Below are 17458 nucleotides of genomic sequence, written 5' to 3' on the forward strand. Positions count from 1 at the left end.
ATCCCCTGTTCGAATCACGGCGGATTCCAACACTCAAGCATAAACTTAACGCCTATGCGGCCTTCCCTGCGCCCTCTCGATTTTCGAAGGGGCATGTCACTTCGCAAGACCCGGGCGCGATCCGCCGCGGGAACGCGGCGTCATATCTTTGCCGCAGCGCACAACATCATGGCGCGATGCGCGTGTTGACTCCCGGCAAAATCGTTATAAAACATAACTATTCTGAATAGGACACAATAGAGCCGATGGGAAACGCCGACACCGCATCAGCGCAGGACTCCGCGCTGCTCCAGATCGAACAGCGGGGCGCCGTCCTCACCGTCGGCCTCAACCGGCCGTCCAAGCGCAACGCGCTCAACGACGCCATCATCCAGGACATCGGCGACTGCTTTGCCGGCCTGCCGGATGATGTCAGAGCCGTCGTCATCCATGGCATCGGCGACAACTTCTCCTCCGGCCTCGATCTCTCCGAGCTGCGCGAGCGCGACGCCACCGAAGGCCTCGTGCATTCGCAGACCTGGCACCGCGTCTTCGACCGCATCCAGTATTGCCGCGTGCCGGTCATCGCGGCGCTGAAGGGCGCTGTCATCGGCGGCGGCCTCGAGCTCGCCTGTGCCGCGCATATCCGCGTCGCGGAGCCGTCGGCCTATTTCGCGCTGCCGGAAGGCCAGCGCGGCATCTTCGTCGGCGGCGGCGGCTCGGTGCGATTGCCGCGGCTGATCGGGGTCGCGCGCATGATGGACATGATGCTGACCGGCCGGGTCTATTCCGCGACCGAAGGCTCGGCCTATGGTTTCGCGCAATATCTGGTCGACGCCGGCACCGGCCTTGCCAAGGCGATGGAGCTCGCCGAGAAGATCGCGAGCAACGCGCCGCTGACCAATTTCGCCGTGCTGCAGGCCTTGCCCCTGATCGCGGAAACAAATCCGCAGACCGGCCTGTTGATGGAGTCGCTGATGGCCACCGTCGCGCAAAGCGACAAGGAGGCCAAGCGCCGCATCCGCGCCTTTCTCGATCACAAGACCGCAAAGGTGAAACCGACGTGACATGAACGCGCCAATCATAACAAGCACACAGGGAGGAATGAACGAGACGCCGGCGCATAAGCCGGATGCCCATCCCTTGCGCGCGATCTCGTTCAACGACCCCGCGGTGAATATCGAGCGCCGCGCCGACGGCACCCTCTATCTCCGGCCCAAGCGGGCGCTTGCGGACTATCCGCGGCGCATCACCGATCGGCTGCATCATTTCGCCGAGACCGCGCCGGACCGCGTGTTCATGGCCGAGCGTGTTGGGCCTACGGGCTGGCGCGAGCTGACCTACGCCACGCTGCTGACCGCGAGCCGGCACATTGCCTCGGCACTGCTGGCACGCGGTCTGTCGCCGGATCGTCCCGTCATGATCCTGTCCGGCAACTCGATCGACCATGTGCTGGTCGCGTTCGGGGCGCTTTATGCCGGCGTTCCATTCTGCCCGGTGTCGCCGGCCTATTCACTGGTATCGCGTGACTACGGCAAGCTTGCCTACCTGATGAAGCTGCTGACGCCCGGTCTCGTCTTCGCCGATGACGCCGGCAAATTCGCCGATGCGCTCATCGCCAACGTGCCTGACGGCACCGAGATCGCGGCCTCGTTCGGCGCGGTCCCGGGCCGCGCGGTGACGATGCTGGCGGATCTGATCGCGACGCCGCTTCATTCGGGGCTCGCTGCCGCCCACGACAGCATCGGCCCGGACACGATCGCAAAATTCCTGCTGACCTCCGGCTCGACCGGCAATCCCAAGGCGGTCATCAATACGCAGCGGATGATCTGCGCCAACCAGGTGATGATCCGCGAGACCCTGGCGTTCCTGAAGGACGAGCCACCGGTCATCGTCGACTGGCTGCCCTGGAATCACACCTTCGGTGGCAATCACAATATCGGGCTGACGCTGTACAACGGGGGCTCGATGTATCTCGACCAGGGCAAGCCCGTGCCTGGAGGCATCGAGGAGACGGTGCGGAATCTGCGCGAGATCTCCCCGACGGTCTATTTCAACGTCCCCAAGGGCTATGAGTCGCTGCTGCCCTATCTGCGCGACGACGCAGCTTTGCGGAAGAAATTCTTCGGCCGCTTGCACGCGATGTTCTTCTCGGGTGCGGCGATGGCGCCGCATGTCTGGAACGAGCTCGACGAACTCTCGGTCGCCGAGACCGGCACGCGGGTGCCGATGCTGACCGGCCTCGGCTCGACCGAGACCGCGCCGTTCTTCATGTCGGTCAATCCGCGCACCAGCCGCTCCGGCCATGTCGGCCTGCCGGTGTCGGGCAACGAGGCCAAGCTCGTGCCCAACAACGGCAAGCTCGAGGTGCGCGCCAAGGGGCCGAATGTGACGCCGGGTTACTGGCGCCAGCCGGACGTCTCAGCGGCAGCCTTCGACGAGGAAGGCTTCTACAAGATGGGCGATGCGCTCAAGCCCGCCAACCCGGAAGATCTCGACGCCGGCTTCGATTTCGACGGCCGCATCGCCGAAGATTTCAAGCTCGCCAGCGGCACCTGGGTCTCGGTCGGTCCGCTGCGCGCCCGCTTCATCGCGGCCTGTGCGCCGCTGGCGCGCGACGTCATCATCGCCGGCATCAACCGCGATGAGATCGCAGCCATCGTCGTGCTCGATCTCGACGGCTGCCGGCTGATCAACGCGACCTTGCCGCTCGACGATCTCGCCGCAACGGCCGCCGATCCGCTGATCCGCGCGGCGTTCCGCGAGCGCTTCACGAAATTCCTGGCGACGGCGACCGGCTCGTCCAACCGGATCACCCGCGCGGTGCTGCTTGGAACGCCGCTCCTGATCGACAAGGGCGAAGTCACCGACAAGGGCTCGATCAACCAGCGCGCCGTGCTGGAGAATCGGAAAGAGCTGATCGAGCATATCTACGCGGCCACGCCGTCCGACGACATCATCGTCGCCGGCTGAGCAGCGCATCAAAGGGAGACCAATCATGTTGTTGAAGGATCAGGCTGCGATCGTCACGGGGGGCGCCTCCGGACTTGGCGCTGCGACCGCCCGCAAGCTTGCCGCACAGGGCGCCAAGGTCGCCGTGTTCGACCTCAACGCCAAGCTGGCCGAAGAGGTCGCCGCGGAAATCAAGGGCACGGCCGTCGTTTGCGACGTCTCCGATGCCGCAGCGGCGGAAGCCGGCATCGCGCAGGCGGCCAAGGCGCACGGCCCGGCGCGGGTGCTGGTGAACTGCGCCGGTATCGGCGTTGCCAAGCGTGTGATCGGCCGCGACGGCCCGATGCCGCTTTCCGATTTCGACAAGGTGATCAAGGTCAATTTGATCGGCTCGTTCAACATGCTGCGGCTTGCAACCGCTGAGATGTCGAAGCTCGAGCCGCAGGCCACCGGCGAACGCGGCGTCGTCGTCAATACGGCCTCGGTTGCGGCCTATGACGGCCAGATCGGCCAAGCGGCGTATTCGGCGTCGAAGGGCGGCATCGTCGCGATGACCCTGCCGATCGCACGCGAGCTCGCGCAGTTCGGCATCCGCGTGATGACCATCGCGCCCGGCCTGTTCCTCACGCCGCTGCTCGCCAACCTGCCGCAGGAGGCACAGGACTCGCTCGCCGCCGCGATCCCGTTCCCGCGCCGGCTCGGCAACGCCGACGAGTTTGCCGCCCTCGCGCTGCACATGGTCGAGAACCCCTATCTCAACGGCGAGGTGGTGCGGCTCGATGCCGCGCTGCGCATGGCCCCGCGGTGAAGTCGCGGCACCAACTGACAATGGACCGTCATTCCGGGACGACGCGCAGCGTCGGGCCCGGAATCCATTTGGCGTCGGCGCCGGTGGTGAAATGGATTCCGGGCTCGGCTCTTCGAGCCGCCCCGGAATGACAGCGGAAAGAGATCGGCAGCTGAAATGTTCATCCACCGCCGCGACGTGCAGATCCAGTGGGGTGATTGCGACCCTGCCAACATCGTCTACTACCCGCGCTATTTTGCGATGTTCGACGATTCCACCTCGGTCATGTTCGAGGCGGCCGGCTTCTCCAAGCAGGACATCGTCCGCCGCTACGGCCTGGTCGGCATTCCCATGGTCGACACCCGCGCGAAGTTCTACATCCCCTCAACCTATGGCGACTGGATCACGATCGAGAGCCGGATCGAGAGTTTCAAGCGGTCGTCATTCGAGGTCATTCACAAGGTCTACAAGGGCGAGGCTTTGGCGATCGAAGGCTTCGAGACCCGCGTCCTGGTCGGGCGCGATCCCGACAACCCCGACAAGCTGAAATCGGCGCCGATCCCTGAGGAAATAAAGGTTAAATTCATGCAGGGCTGACTCCTGCGGCATTGTCGCCTAAAGAGGGGCTCGACTTCAGCTGAATATTGCGCTCTGAACAGCAAAACGCTCTGAACAGCGAAACAATGAAGGGAGGACAATCGATGAAGAAGGCCTATTGGGCGGCGGCTGCAGTCGCGACCGTGCTCGGTATCGCGTCAGCGTCGGCCGAGACGAACGAGATCGTGATCGGCATCACCACCACGACCACCGGCCCTGGAGCGGCGCTCGGCATCCCCGAGCGTAACGCGCTGGAATTCGTGCCGAAAGAGATCGGCGGCGTGCCGCTGAAGGTGATCGTGCTCGACGACGGCGGCGATCCGACCACCGCGACCACCAACGCGCGGCGCTTTGTCACGGAGTCCAAAGCCGACATCATCATGGGGTCGGCGGTGACGCCGCCCACCATCGCGGTATCGAATGTCGCCAATGAGGCTGGCGTTCCGCATTTCGCGCTGGCGCCGTTTCCGGTGACGCCTGAGCGCGCCAAATGGTCGGTGGTGATGCCGCAGCCGGTGCCGATCATGGGCAAGGTGCTGTACGAGCACATGAAGGCGCACAACATCAAGACCGTCGGCTATATCGGCTACTCCGATTCCTACGGCGATCTTTGGTTCAACGACCTGAAGAACCAGGCCGTGCCGATGGGCATCACCATCGCCGATGAGGAGCGTTTCGCGCGTCCCGACACGTCGGTCACCGGCCAGGTGCTCAAGCTGGTCGCCGCCAATCCGGATGCGATCCTGGTCGGCGCCTCCGGCACCGCCGCGGCGCTGCCGCAGACCGAGCTGCGCGAGCGCGGCTATACGGGTCTCATCTATCAGACCCACGGCGCTGCCAGCATGGACTTCATCCGCATCGCGGGCAAGGCAGCCGAGGGCGTGATCATGGCCTCCGGCCCGGTGATGTCGCCGGAAACCCAAGCCGATAGCGCGCTGACCAAGAAGCCCGGTCTGGAGCTCAACAAGGACTATGAGGCCAAGTATGGCCCGAACAGCCGCAGCCAGTTCGCCGGCCATTCCTATGACGCCTTCGAGATCCTGAAGCGCGTCATTCCGGTGGCACTGAAGACTGCCAAGCCCGGCACGCCGGAGTTCCGCGAGGCGATCCGTCAGGCGCTGTTGACCGAGAAGGACCTGGCCGCCAGCCAGGGTGTCTACAACTTCACCGAAACGGATCGCTCCGGCCTCGACGACCGCGCCCGCATCATCCTGACCGTGAAGGACGGGAAGTACGTCCCGGCGGAATAGGCGAAGATCGCTTCATTCGATCCACGCAAACGAAAGGCCGGCTCGTCGAGCCGGCCTTCAGCGTCTCGGTCTGCTCTCTGTCGTCTAGCCCGCTGCCGTCTCGGCAAAGCCGAGATAGCTGGCGGCCACGCGCTGGTCGGTCGCGATCTCGTCCGCCTTGCCGTTCAGCACGAACTCGCCGAGCTCCATCACATAGGCGCGGTCCGCTACCTGCAACGCGGCCTTGGCGTTCTGCTCGACCAGCAGCACCGAGACGCCATCCTGCCGCAGCTTGGCGATGATCTCGAAGATGCCGGCGACGATGATCGGGGCAAGGCCGAGGCTCGGCTCGTCCAGCATCAGCAGCTTGGGTGCGCCCATCAGTGCGCGGCCCATCGCCAGCATCTGCTGCTCGCCGCCGGACAGGGTGCCGGCAAGCTGCTTGCGCCGCTCCTTCAGCCGCGGAAACAGCGTGTAGACGTGCTCGAACCCGGCAGCGGTGCGCGCCTTGTTCATGCGGAACGCGCCGAGCTGCAGATTGTCCTCGACGTTCATGCTGGCGAACAGCTCGCGATGTTCGGGCACGAGACAAAGACCCAGCGCAACGCGGTCCTCGATCTCGAGCCGGGCCAGGTTCTCGCCGGCAAACGTGACGCGTCCCTTCAGCGGCAGCACGCCCATGATGGCGCTGAGCAGGGTGGTCTTGCCGGCCCCGTTGGCGCCGATGATGGTGACGATCTCGTTGTCGCCGACCTCGAGCGAGACCGAGCGTACCGCTTCGACCTTGCCATAGGACACATGAGCGTCCGTAACCGACAGCAGCACGCTCATGCGGTGGCTCCGAGATAGGCCTTGATCACCTCTGGATTGGTCTTGATCGCGGCTGGCGTTCCTTCCGCGATCTTGGTGCCGAAATCGAGCACCACGATGCGATCGGCGAGGTCCATCACAAATCCCATGTCGTGCTCGACCAGGAGCACCGACATGCCGCCGGCGCGCAGTTCACGTAATAGCGCGGCGAGCCGCTGCTTCTCCATGTGGCGCAGGCCCGCGGCAGGCTCGTCGAGCAGGAGCAGCATCGGATCGACACAGAGGGCTCGCGCGATCTCGACGATGCGCTGTTGCCCGAGCGACAGCGAGCCCGCGAGCTGATCCATCTGGTCGGCGAGACCGACGCGTGCGATCTGCCGCGCGGCTTCCGCGAGCAGCTTCGCCTCGTCCCCGCGGTCGAGCCGCAGCATGCTGGACAGTGGCCCGGCGTGCCCGCGCAGATGCGCGCCGATCGCGACATTCTCCAGCACGGTCATGTCGGGCACCAGCTTGACGTGCTGGAAGGTTCTGGCGATGCCGAGCTTGACCACCTCCTGCGGTGGCGCCTTGCCGATCGGTTTGCCCAGCATCGAGACATTCCCGGAGGTCGCCGGCAGCACGCCGGTGATCAGGTTGAAGGTGGTGCTCTTGCCGGCGCCGTTCGGGCCGATCAGCGCCACGATCTCGCGCGCCTGCACCTCGAAGGAGACGTTGTTGACTGCGACCACGCCGCCGAACTGCTTCCTGGCGTTGTCGACCTGGAGCAGCACCTCGTGCGGGGCGGCTTGGCGCTCGCGCGCGGGCAGCGTGAGCGAGGTCGCGGGCTTTTTCCCGAGCGGTTTGAGCGGCAGCCATGCCGTCAGCCACGGCCACAGGCCGGTCGGTGCCAGCTGCAACAGCCCCACCAGCAGAATGCCGAACACGATCGTCTCGAGCTGGCCTTCGCCATGCAGCAGCAGCGGCAGATAGCTCTGCAGCACTTCCTTCAGGATCACGACGATCGCGGCGCCCAGCACGCCGCCCCACACATAGCCGGCGCCGCCGACCACCGCGACGAACAGATATTCGATGCCGGCCTGGGCGCCGAAAGGAGTCGGGTTCACCGCGCGGGTGAAGTGGGCATAGAGCCAGCCGGAGAGGCCGGCCAGCACGGCGGCGTAGATGAAGACCAGGAGCTTGGCGCTGGGCGCATAGACGCCGAAGGCCTCGGCCGCGATGTGGCCCCTCCGCAGTGCGCGGATCGCGCGGCCGGTGCGAGAATCCAACAGGTTCATCGTCAGCAGCGCCGCGAGCAGCACCCCGATCCAGATGGCGTAATAGATCGTGCCGGCATCGAGCATCTTCAGCGAGCCGATCGCAAGCGGCGGAATGCCGGAAACGCCGTCATTACGGCCGAGAAATGCGAGCTTGCTGAAGAGGTAGAACAGCCCAAGCCCCCAGGCGAGGGTGCCGAGCGGCAGATAGTGGCCTGACAGGCGCACGGTGACGAGTCCGAGCAGCACCGCCGCTGCGCCGGAGACCAGGAGCGACAATGGCAGGGTCAGCCAGGGCGATACGCCATAATTCGCGGACAGCACGGCCGTGGTGTAGGCGCCGAAGCCGACAAAGGCGGCTTGGCCGAACGAAGTGAGCCCACCGACGCCGGTGAGCAGCACCAGCCCCATCGCGACCAGCGCGGACAGGCCGATATTGTCGAGCAGCACGATCCAGAACGGCGGTACGCCCGGGATGAACGGGATCGCCGCCATGATGGCGGTAAAGATGAGGAGGGGCCAACGCTCGCGCATCGCGCTAGTCCTTTTCTTCTTCCACGGCAGGCGCGGCCAGCGACCGCAGCACCAGCACGGGGATCAACAGCGTGAAGACGATCACTTCCTTGAAGTTCGAGGCATAGAAGGAGGAGAATGCCTCCACGATGCCGACGACAATCGCCGCGACTGCAGTGAGCGGATAGCTGACGAGCCCGCCGATGATCGCCGCGATGAAGCCTTTCAGGCCGATCAGAAATCCGGTGTCGTAATAGAGCGTCGTGATCGGCACGATCAGGATGCCGGAGAGTGCACCGATCGTGGACGCCAGCAGGAATGCGATCTGGCCCGACAGCGTGGTGCGGATGCCGACCAGCCGCGCGCCCAGCCGATTCACGGCGGTTGCGCGCAGCGCCTTGCCGTAAAGCGTCAGCCCGAAGAACAGCCAGAGCGCGACAATGAAGGAGACGGTAAGGCCGTACACCGCCATGCCTTGGCCGGTGAAGCGCAAGGGACCCAGCACGGCTGAGGCGGTGAGCAGGGCAGGGCCGCGCTGGCCCTCGGCGCCGAAGAACAGCAGTCCGAGGCCCTGCAGCGCCAGATGGCAGCCGACCGAGGCGATCAGGAGCACCAGCACCGACGTGTGCGCCAAAGGCTGGAACACGATGCGATAGAGCGAGACCCCGATCGCCGCTACGATCAACAGCGAGAGGACGAGGTTGATGCCGACAGGCGGCCGTTGGCCGGCGGCCCAGATCGTCGCGGCCAGCACCAGGCCTGGGAAGACGACGTTGACGGCGAAAGCGCGCGCAATGCGCGGCAAATGCAGCGATTTGCGCGCTGCGTAAAGATCGAAGGCGAAGGCGACGACGCCCATGGCCAGCGCCAGCTTGGCGGTACCAGGCATCTGGCCGGCTGCCAGCGAGGCGTAGGTCAGCGCGCCATAGGTGACGAATTCGCCCTGGGGGATCAGGATCACGCGCGTCACCGCGAACACCAGCACGAGCGCCAGCCCGAGCAGCGCATAGATCGCGCCGTTGGTAATGCCGTCCTGCAGCAGGAACAGCATGATCGTTGTGTTCAAGGCTGGACGCTCCCCCTTTGATGACCGATCGCGGCCGGCATTCGTCGCCGTTGTGTCGCAGCAGTTGAAATCGGCTGCCGGTGTTTGGTATGAGGGATAACAATTATCAAGTATAATCTCAAGGCCGCTGTTTCGCTGCGGTCTTTTGGGAGGGGGAAGCCGACGCCATGACTTTCATGGACTGCAATGGCAGATAGCGTCAAAAATCAAGCCGTAAGCAGCCAAGCCAAGAGCAGCCAAGTCAAGACTGGCCAAGTCAAGACCAGCCAGGGCTCGAAGGAGCCTGCCGGACCGGCTGACGAGACGCAAGCTGTGCGGCTTGGCGAGCTGTCCGACCTGCTCGGCTACGTGCTCAAACGCGCCCAGCTCAAGGTGTTCGAGGACTTTCTGCATTGCGTCGCGCCGCTGCAGCTGACCCCGGCGCAGTTCTCGGTGCTGCTGTTGCTTGACAATAATCCCGGTCGCAACCAGACCGAGATCGCCAACACCCTCGGCATCCTCCGTCCGAACTTCGTGTCGCTGCTCGACAGCCTGGAAAGTCGCGGCTTCTGCACCCGGGTCCGCTCGCCCCATGACCGCCGCTCGCACATCCTGGTGCTCACCGAGAAGGGGCGCGGCGTGCTGGCGCGGGCGAAAAAGCTGGTCGTCTCCAAACACGAGGCAAGGCTGAACGAGCTGCTGGGCCCGGACGGGCGCGACACGCTGCTCGCAATGCTGACCAAGATCGCGCGGGAGTTTTGACGCCGAGCCGTCCTCCCCGAGCCGTCCTTCCGGGCGCAGGTCCTATAACCACAGCGACGTGGAGAGAGTGACGCCTCAATCCACCAAGATCACCCTGACGTCGTTCACGTTGGTCAGCGTCGGCCCGGTCAGCAGCAGATCGCCGGTCGCAGCAAAGAACGCGGTCGCGTCATTGTTGGCGAGATAGGCCTTCGGATCGAGGGCCCTTTCGCGCATCGCCGCGAAGGTCGTGCCGTCGACGATCGCCCCGGCAGGATCGGAGGCGCTGCCGGCGCCGCCATCGGCGCCGTCGGTGTCGCCAGCGAGCGCGGCGATGTCCGGCGTGTCCTTGAGCAGGTCGGCGAGCGCCAACGCGTATTCCTGGTTCGGGCCGCCGCGGCCATTCCCGGTGACGGTGACGGTGAGCTCGCCGCCGGAGAGGATCGCGACGCGCCGTCCATGCGCGCGGGCATCAAGCGCCAGCCTCACATGCTCGGCAGCGACCTCGCGCGCCTCGCCTTCGAGATCGGCGCCGAGATCGATCACCTCGTAACCGGCCTCTCTGGTCTTCACGATCGCCGCGTCCAGCGAGGCCCGCGGGCGCGCGATCAGTTCGAATCTGGCACGTGCAAACGCGGGATCGTCCGGCTTGCAGCTTTCGTTGTCGGGGTTCTCGAGCGCGCGCGCAATCGCCGGCTCGATCGCGAGCTTGTACTTCGCGATGATCGCACATGCGTCAGCAAGCGTCGTGGGATCGGGGACCGTCGGCCCCGATGCGATCGCGGACGGATCGTCATGCGGTACGTCCGAGATCGCAAGCGTTACGATCGCGGCCTTCTGCCCGGCGCGCGCCAGCCGGCCGCCCTTGATCCGCGACAGATGTTTGCGCACCGTGTTGATCTCGCCGATCGGCGCGCCGGAGCGCAGCAGCGCTCGCGTCAGTTGCTGTTTCTGCGCGAACGTCACTCCGTCCGCGGGCGCAATCCAGTTCGCCGAGCCGCCGCCGGAGAGCAGCACCAGCATGAGGTCGTCGGCGCCGGCCGTTGCCGCCAGTTGCAGGGTCTCATCCGCCGCTTTCAGTCCGGCTTCGTCGGGCATCGGATGGCCGGCTTCGATCACCTTGATCCGCCGCGTCGGCACGCCGTGGCCGTGGCGGGTGGTGGCGATGCCGGTCAGCCGTGCGGGATCGAGCGCGAGCACATCGAGATAGTGCCGCTCCGCGGCCGCAGCCATCGCCGCGGCCCCCTTGCCGGCGGCGAGGCAGATGATGCGGCCCTTCGGCACCGCCGGCAGGTGGGAGGCAAGCACGATATCCGGATGTGCCGCGGCGACTGCGGCGTCGAAGATCGTGCGGAGCAGTGGACGGCGACTGCTCACGCGACGCCGTCCTTGGTGGGAAGAGCGATTATTTGCCCAGCTCTCCGCTCATGACCTCGCCGAACAGCTGCCAGCGTTCGCCCTTGAACTGCATCAGCTGCAACTGCTCGATCGGCTGAAAGTCGTCGGCCGCTGTGGTCACGGTGACGCCGGGCAGCAGGCCGCCTTGCGGAAATTGCTTCAAGCTTGCCGCCTGCTTCATCACATTGGCGCGGGTCAGATCGTCGCCGCATCGTTTCAGCACCTCGACCATGGTGGTCGCGATGTTGTAGCCGGTCAGCGCCGACGAATCTATGGGATTGGTCTCCGGCAGGTATTTGGCGAGCAGTTCCTTGAAGGCGCCCAGGCCGGGATCGTTGGCCCATTGCGGATCTGAGGCGTCCTTGGCATAGGCTGCCGAGATCACCCCTTGCGAGTTCTCGACGCCGGCAGGGCGCATCACCGCCGCCGTCGAGGCGCTCACATTGGCGATGATGGTCAACGGCTTCCAATTCATTTCGCCGAGCTTCTTGATCGCCTGGGCGCCCGATTTCGGCGTCGTGAACAGCACGATCACGTCGGGATTGGCGGCCTTGATCTTGACGATGTGGGACTCGACGGTCGGTTCGGAGACTTCATAGCTCTCCTCCAGCACGAGCCGGCTGGGATCGCCAAGGCCATCCTTCAAACCCTTCAGGTAATCCTTGCCCATGTCATCGTTCTGGTAGAGCACGGCGATCTTGGCACCGGGCTTCTCCTTCAGAAGATATTTCGCGTAGATCCGGGCCTCCGACTGGTAGCTTGGCAGCCAGCCCATGGTCCACGGAAAGGTTTTCGGCTCGTTCCACTTGGTGGCGCCGGTGGCCACGAACAGCTGCGGGATCTTCTTGGAGTTGAGATATTTCTGGATCGCGGTGTTGGGCGCGGTGCCGAGCACGCCGCCCAGGAACAGCACCTCGTCGCTCTCGACCAGCTTGCGCGCCTGTTCAACCGTCTTCGGCGGCGAATAAGCGTCGTCATAGGAGATGAAGGTGATCTTGCGGCCGTTGATGCCGCCGTCGTCGTTGACCTTCTTGAACACCGCGGCCATCGCCTTCCCGACGGAGCCGTAGGCCGAGGCCGGGCCGCTATACGGGACGATGTTGCCGATCTTGATCTCGGTGTCGCTGGCGCCGTTGTCGTATTTCGACTCGGCGAATGCGGGGCCGCCGGCGGCGCCGACCAGGGCCAAGCCGAGCAGCGCCGATACGGCGCGACGGGTCGCGGGGATAAACATCTCCAACTCCTTTTTAGATTTGTTCTTGGAGCTGCCTTCTCGGAAGGTCCGGCAGCTCGTTTGCGTTCCTCAACAGAGTTCTACCTAGCTCATGAACGTGACTGGCGTAAATGCGAAAGCGGTGGACGCACCGATTGGCTGATGAGTGGTTTAACGAAATCCTTGCAAAGAAAAGCCTCCCGCGACGTGACGTCGCAGGAGGCTGAGGCCTGGATCGGATGTGTTGCGTCTAGCCGCCGACGTCAGCTGAGATGACGTCGCCGAACAGCTGCCATCGTTCGCCGGTGAAACGCATGAGCTGCAGCTGGCTGATCGGAGCAAAGTCGGTTGCTGAGGTATTGATCGTAATGCCAGGCAGCAGCACCTCGGTTCGGAAGTCGCGCAAGCTGGCGGCCTGCTTCATCACATTCTCTCGGGTCAGATTGTCGCCGCACTGTTTCAGGACCTGCACCAAGGTCTGCGCCACGCCGTAACCGACCACTGTGCCATTGTCCAATTTGTCGCCCTCCGGAAAATCCTTGGTCATGAACTCCAGATAGGCCTTCATGCCGGGATCATTGACCCATTGCGAATCGGTCGTGTCTTTCACGTACTGCGCCGAGACGATGCCTTGGGCATTGGCAAAGCCGGCGGGCTTGATCACGCTGCCGACCGAGGCCGAGACATTGTTGAGGATGTGCAGCACCTTCCACTCGACTTCACCGACCTTCTTGATCGCTTGCGCGGCGAACTTCGGCGTCGCGATGTCAACGAAGACATCGGCGCCCGATGATTTGAGCTTGACGATGTGACTGTCGATGGTCGGCTCGGTGGTCTCGTAGCTCTCTTCGACGATGATCATGGTCGCGGCCTTGGCGCCGAGTCCGTCCTTCAAGCCCTTCAGATAGTCCTTGCCGTAATCGTCGTTCTGATAGAGCACGGCGATCTTGGCGTCGGGCTTTTCCTTGAGGAGATATTTGGCATAGATCCGCGACTCGGCCTGGTAGCTCGGTTGCCAGCCCATGGTCCAAGGGAAGTCTTTCGGGTCGTTCCACTTGGTGGCGCCGGTCGCGACGAACAACTGCGGGACTTTCTTCGCGTTCATGTATTTCTGGATCGCCGAGTTCGACGGCGTTCCGAGCGAGTTGAAGATCAGCAGGACCTCGTCGCTCTCGACCAGCTTGCGCGCCTGCTCGACCGCTTTTGGGGGCGAATAGGCGTCGTCATAGGAGACGAAGTTGATCTTACGGCCGTTGATGCCGCCTTCGTCGTTGATCTTCTTGAAATAGGCGGCTTCGGTCTTGCCGATGATGCCGTAGGCGGAGGCCGGGCCGCTATAGGGCATGATGTTGCCGATCTTGATCTCGGTATCGCTGGCGCCGGGATCGTATTTCTTTTCGGCGGCCGATGCGCCGCTCGCGGCAACGACGAGAAAGGCCGCCGTCACAGCGGCTGCCCTGCAGATGATGGTCATGTGTTTCTCCCTCTGATTTTTCTTACGCACGATTTTAGATGACGTGTCGTCGGCCCTTTTTTGAAGGCTCTTCTTGAATGCGGGATCATAGCAGAGATCGATGGCGAATGCCCACGCCGACACGCTGCACGCGTCACGGTGCAGTGCGGCAGACGTCGTGCGCGGCGCGCGCCGTCTTCAAGGGGAAGAGACGAATCCGGGCCAGTGGCGCGATTGCAAAGAAAAGCCCCGCATCGCCGGGGCTCGTTGGAGATGGTATTCGTTGCGGGATCGGCTTGCCGCGGCGCGGCTTACTTCTCCAATTCACCGCTCATGATATCACCGAACAATTCCCATTGCTGGCCCTTGAAGCGCATCATCTTGAGCTGTTTGATCGGGGCAAAATCGTCGGGCGCGGTGTTGATCTTGATTCCCGGCAGCAGCGTGTCCGGCTGAAAGTCTTTCAGGCTCGCTGCCTGCTCCATGACGTTGGCGCGGGTGAGATCGTCGCCGCACATCTGCAGTACCTTTACCAGCGTCTGCGCCGCGCCATAACCATAGACGGTCGCGCTGTCGAGCTTGTTGCCCTCCGGATAGTACCGTTGGAGAAATTCGGCAAACTTCTTCATTCCGGGATCATTGTCCCACTGCGGATCGGCGGCATCCTTCGCATAGGCAGCCGACAGGATGTCTTGCGCGTTCTCATAGCCCGCCGGCTGGATGACGCTGCCCACCGAGGCCGAGATGCTAACCAGGAGGTGCGTCGGATGCCAGTCGATCTCGGCGAGTTTCTTGATCGCTTGGGCGGCGAATTTCGGCGTGGCCACGCTGAAGAAGACGTTGGCGCCGGAGGCCTTCAGCTTGACGATGTGGCCGTCGATCGAGGGTTCTGAGGTCTCGTAGCTCTCCTCCGCGACGATCATCGAGCCGGCCTTCTCGCCGAGCCCGTCTCGCAGGCCTTTCAAGTAGTCCTTGCCGAAATCGTCGTTCTGAAACAGAACGCCGATCTTGGCGCCGGGCTTTTCCTTCAACAGGTACTTGGCATAGATGTGCGCCTCGTTCTGATAGCTCGGCTGCCAGCCCATGGTCCACGGAAAGTTCTTTGGATCGTTCCATTTTGTGGCGCCGCTCGCGACGAAGAGCTGCGGCACTTTTTTTGAGTTGAGATATGTCTGAATTGCCGAGTTCGACGGCGTGCCCAGCGGATTGAAAACCGCGAGCACTTCGTCGCTCTCCACCAGCTTGCGGATCTGTTCGATTGCTTTCGGTGGCGAATAGGCGTCGTCATAGCTGACGAACGTGATCTTGCGGCCATTGATGCCGCCTTCTGCATTGATCTGGTTGAAGTAGGCCTGTTCGGTCTTGCCGATCACCCCGTAGGCGGAGGCCGGACCGCTATAGGGCATGATGTTGCCGATCTTGATCTCGTTGTCGGACGCGCCGGGGTCATATTTCTTCCGGGCAAGTGCTGCGCCCGAGGTGAGCGCGACCACTGCCGTCGCGAGCGCCGCGATCCGGATCGTTCGGCTGACGTGCAAATTTATCTTCCTGGTCGGCATCGCACTGCTTTGAAGACGGTCTCAGCGGTTGCGCGCTTTCTCGATGAGCTGCTGGGCGACCATGGCGACCTGCCTAGCGCCGTGTGGCACCAGGAAGATGACCAGGAACAAGAGCACGCCGAAGACCGCTCCGGAGAGGCCCTTGGAGATTCCCTCGGCCATGTTCGGCACGAAGATGATGAAGGCAGCGCCGACGAACGAGCCCGGCAGCCAGCCGACGCCGCCGACCACCATGCCGAGGAACAGCGAGATCGCCAGCGTGATCGTGTAGCTGTCAGGTGCCACGAATTGCACGGCGATGGCGCCGAGACCGCCGGCCACGCCGGTAATGCCGGCGCTGACGCCGAAAGCCAGCGTCTTGTAGGTGGCGACGTCGATCCCCATCGCGGAGGCTGCGATCTCGTTGTCGCGGATCGCCATGAAGGCGCGGCCGGAACGAGAGCGTAACAGGTTCACCGAGAAGATATAGATCGCGATCGTGACCGCGAGCGTGAAGTAGTACAGCCACATGTCCTGCGACATCGGCAGGCCGAACGGCGCGTCCGGCTTGGTCACCACCAGCCCCTGCACGCCGCCGGTCCATGGCTCGAAGAATCCGAGCTTCAGCAGCTGCGGCATCGCGGTCGCCAGCGCGAAGGTCGCGAGCGCCAGGTAGACGCCGGACAGCCGTAGCGCCGGCTGGCCGAACAAGAATCCCGCGCCGAAGCAGACCACGCCTGCCACGGGCAAGGTCAGCGCGTAATTGACGCCATACTGCTCCATCAGGATCGCCGAGGTGTAGGCGCCGATGGCGTAGAACGCGCTCTGGCCGAGCGAGAACTGGCCGCTGCCGCCGGTCAGGATATTGAGCGCCAGCACGGCCAGTCCGTAGATCAGGAGCATGGTCATCTGGAAGATGACGAAGTTCTTGGTGAACAGCGGGACAATCAGGAGCAGCAGCACCACCACGAAGGCGGTACCGGAGCTCAAGGTCATGGCCCGCTTCGGCACGGCCTCGACTGCGGGTGCGTGGCTTGCGAGTTCCTCGACTGCGCTCATGGATCAGACTCGCTTGACGATATGCCGGCCGAACAGGCCTGCGGGTTTGATGACCAGGACGGTGATGATCAGCGCCAGTGCGATCGGCAGCTTCAATTCGTTGCCGACGCCCGGGATATAGGTGCCTGCCAGGTTCTCGAAGATGCCGACCAGGAAGCCGCCGACGACGGCGCCGAACGGGCTCGTGAGGCCTCCGAGCACCGCGGCAGCGAAGCCATAAATCAGGACGCCGCCCATCATGTTGGGCTCCAGGAACACGACCGGGGCAATCAGCATGCCGGCGATCGAGCCGATCGCCGCGGCCATGCCCCAGCCGAGCGCGATCATCCAGGAGGTGTTGATGCCGACCAGCCGCGCCGATTCGGGCACCGAAGCGGCCGCCCGCATCGCAAGGCCGACGCGCGTATATTGGAAGAAGACATAGAGCCCGATCAGGAGCAGCACGGTGATGCCGATCATGCCGGCCTGGTGGGTCGAGATCAGCTGGCTGCCGAGGAAGGGCGAGGAGCCGAACGGCGTCGGATACTGCTTGATGGTGAAGTCCCAGATCAGGCCTGCGCTGGAGTTGATGATCGAGAACAGCGCGATGAAGCCGGCGACCTGGGTCAGGATCGGCGCCTTGGCCAGCGGCTTGAACAGAATGCGCTCGATCGCAATGCCTCCGATGAAGGAGAAGATCAGCGTGAGCAGGAAGGCTGCCCAATAAGGCAGGCCCCATTGCATCAGCTGCCAGGACACGAAGGTCGAGAACATCGCCATCTCGCCCTGCGCGAAGTTGAGATGGTCGATCGCCTGGTAGATCATCACGACGGCGAGCGCCATGCAGGCGTAGATCGCCCCGGTCGCGATGCCGGCCAGCACCTGGTTGGTGAAAAGCTCCATGGCCGCTCC

16 protein-coding genes are annotated in these 17458 nt (G+C 63.8%); 7 read left to right on the forward strand and 9 right to left on the reverse strand.

Features of this window, described 5'->3' with window-relative positions:
* From QX071_RS30320 to QX071_RS30345, 6 genes are all read left to right on the forward strand, one after another.
* Window positions 1–230, forward strand: a 230-nt coding sequence (locus QX071_RS30320) for a hypothetical protein (protein ID WP_316172173.1), incomplete at its 5' end; no start/stop codon positions are given.
* Between the two features lie 15 nt (window positions 231–245).
* Window positions 246–1046: a crotonase/enoyl-CoA hydratase family protein gene (locus QX071_RS30325; RefSeq protein WP_315702884.1), complete on the forward strand. Its 801-nt coding sequence runs from the start codon at window positions 246–248 to the stop codon at window positions 1044–1046.
* 37 nt (window positions 1047–1083) lie between these two features.
* Entirely contained in the window at window positions 1084–2952 is a 1869-nt protein-coding gene (locus QX071_RS30330; protein ID WP_315702885.1) for a feruloyl-CoA synthase, read from the forward strand.
* Window positions 2953–2977: 25 nt separating this feature from the next.
* Window positions 2978–3739: an SDR family NAD(P)-dependent oxidoreductase gene (locus QX071_RS30335; RefSeq protein ID WP_315702886.1), complete on the forward strand. Its 762-nt coding sequence runs from the start codon at window positions 2978–2980 to the stop codon at window positions 3737–3739.
* 156 nt (window positions 3740–3895) lie between these two features.
* Window positions 3896–4315, forward strand: a complete 420-nt coding sequence (locus tag QX071_RS30340) for a thioesterase family protein (RefSeq protein ID WP_315702887.1) — start codon at window positions 3896–3898, stop codon at window positions 4313–4315.
* Window positions 4316–4419: 104 nt separating this feature from the next.
* Window positions 4420–5565: an ABC transporter substrate-binding protein gene (locus QX071_RS30345; RefSeq protein ID WP_315702888.1), complete on the forward strand. Its 1146-nt coding sequence runs from the start codon at window positions 4420–4422 to the stop codon at window positions 5563–5565.
* An 84-nt stretch (window positions 5566–5649) separates the two neighbouring features.
* Here the strand turns inward: QX071_RS30345 and QX071_RS30350 are convergent, their stop codons facing one another.
* From QX071_RS30350 to QX071_RS30360, 3 genes are read right to left on the reverse strand one after another with little or no spacing between them, the layout of a single operon-like run.
* Window positions 5650–6375 carry an ABC transporter ATP-binding protein gene (locus QX071_RS30350; RefSeq protein ID WP_315702889.1) on the reverse strand — a complete coding sequence of 242 codons (726 nt, stop codon included), beginning with the start codon at window positions 6373–6375 and terminating at the stop codon, window positions 5650–5652.
* Window positions 6372–8141 (reverse strand): branched-chain amino acid ABC transporter ATP-binding protein/permease, encoded by a 1770-nt coding sequence (locus QX071_RS30355; RefSeq protein WP_315702890.1) that lies wholly within the window; start codon window positions 8139–8141, stop codon window positions 6372–6374. Before QX071_RS30355 ends, QX071_RS30350 begins: the two co-directional genes overlap by 4 nt.
* Before the next feature lie 4 nt (window positions 8142–8145).
* On the reverse strand, window positions 8146–9186 hold the full coding sequence (locus QX071_RS30360; protein ID WP_315702891.1) for a branched-chain amino acid ABC transporter permease: 1041 nt from the start codon (window positions 9184–9186) through the stop codon (window positions 8146–8148).
* A gap of 186 nt (window positions 9187–9372) precedes the next feature.
* Here QX071_RS30360 and QX071_RS30365 point away from each other — a divergent pair, with 186 nt between their 5' ends.
* Window positions 9373–9927 (forward strand): MarR family winged helix-turn-helix transcriptional regulator, encoded by a 555-nt coding sequence (locus QX071_RS30365; RefSeq protein WP_315702892.1) that lies wholly within the window; start codon window positions 9373–9375, stop codon window positions 9925–9927.
* A 75-nt stretch (window positions 9928–10002) separates the two neighbouring features.
* Here QX071_RS30365 and QX071_RS30370 read toward each other — a convergent pair whose 3' ends face one another.
* The 6 genes from QX071_RS30370 to QX071_RS30395 form a co-directional block, all read right to left on the reverse strand.
* A complete protein-coding gene (locus QX071_RS30370) occupies window positions 10003–11283 on the reverse strand; it encodes a glycerate kinase (protein WP_315702893.1) in 1281 nt (426 codons plus the stop codon).
* A gap of 28 nt (window positions 11284–11311) precedes the next feature.
* The gene (locus QX071_RS30375; protein WP_315702894.1) at window positions 11312–12538 is read right to left on the reverse strand and encodes an ABC transporter substrate-binding protein; all 1227 of its coding nucleotides are present in this window, start codon (window positions 12536–12538) and stop codon (window positions 11312–11314) included.
* A 229-nt stretch (window positions 12539–12767) separates the two neighbouring features.
* A complete protein-coding gene (locus QX071_RS30380; RefSeq protein WP_315702895.1) occupies window positions 12768–13991 on the reverse strand; it encodes an ABC transporter substrate-binding protein in 1224 nt (407 codons plus the stop codon).
* 290 nt (window positions 13992–14281) lie between these two features.
* On the reverse strand, window positions 14282–15508 hold the full coding sequence (locus QX071_RS30385) for an ABC transporter substrate-binding protein (RefSeq protein WP_315702896.1): 1227 nt from the start codon (window positions 15506–15508) through the stop codon (window positions 14282–14284).
* Between the two features lie 42 nt (window positions 15509–15550).
* Entirely contained in the window at window positions 15551–16567 is a 1017-nt protein-coding gene (locus QX071_RS30390) for a branched-chain amino acid ABC transporter permease (protein ID WP_315702897.1), read from the reverse strand.
* 3 nt (window positions 16568–16570) lie between these two features.
* Entirely contained in the window at window positions 16571–17449 is an 879-nt protein-coding gene (locus tag QX071_RS30395; protein WP_315702898.1) for a branched-chain amino acid ABC transporter permease, read from the reverse strand.
* Between the last annotated feature and the right edge of the window lie 9 nt (window positions 17450–17458).

The sequence above is a fragment of the Bradyrhizobium sp. SZCCHNS1022 genome (genome assembly GCF_032484835.1).
Classification (GTDB): domain Bacteria; phylum Pseudomonadota; class Alphaproteobacteria; order Rhizobiales; family Xanthobacteraceae; genus Bradyrhizobium.

Bases quoted from the DNA above. Each gene is read 5' to 3' on its own strand.
- QX071_RS30325 (WP_315702884.1), top strand. From the start codon at position 246: ATGGGAAACGCCGACACCGCATCAGCGCAGGACTCCGCGCTGCTCCAG.
- QX071_RS30390 (WP_315702897.1), bottom strand. From the start codon at position 16,567: ATGAGCGCAGTCGAGGAACTCGCAAGCCACGCACCCGCAGTCGAGGCC.
- QX071_RS30340 (WP_315702887.1), top strand. From the start codon at position 3,896: ATGTTCATCCACCGCCGCGACGTGCAGATCCAGTGGGGTGATTGCGAC.
- QX071_RS30350 (WP_315702889.1), bottom strand. From the start codon at position 6,375: ATGAGCGTGCTGCTGTCGGTTACGGACGCTCATGTGTCCTATGGCAAG.
- QX071_RS30335 (WP_315702886.1), top strand. From the start codon at position 2,978: ATGTTGTTGAAGGATCAGGCTGCGATCGTCACGGGGGGCGCCTCCGGA.
- QX071_RS30330 (WP_315702885.1), top strand. From the start codon at position 1,084: ATGAACGAGACGCCGGCGCATAAGCCGGATGCCCATCCCTTGCGCGCG.
- QX071_RS30365 (WP_315702892.1), top strand. From the start codon at position 9,373: ATGGCAGATAGCGTCAAAAATCAAGCCGTAAGCAGCCAAGCCAAGAGC.
- QX071_RS30375 (WP_315702894.1), bottom strand. From the start codon at position 12,538: ATGTTTATCCCCGCGACCCGTCGCGCCGTATCGGCGCTGCTCGGCTTG.
- QX071_RS30355 (WP_315702890.1), bottom strand. From the start codon at position 8,141: ATGCGCGAGCGTTGGCCCCTCCTCATCTTTACCGCCATCATGGCGGCG.
- QX071_RS30345 (WP_315702888.1), top strand. From the start codon at position 4,420: ATGAAGAAGGCCTATTGGGCGGCGGCTGCAGTCGCGACCGTGCTCGGT.
- QX071_RS30380 (WP_315702895.1), bottom strand. From the start codon at position 13,991: ATGACCATCATCTGCAGGGCAGCCGCTGTGACGGCGGCCTTTCTCGTC.
- QX071_RS30395 (WP_315702898.1), bottom strand. From the start codon at position 17,449: ATGGAGCTTTTCACCAACCAGGTGCTGGCCGGCATCGCGACCGGGGCG.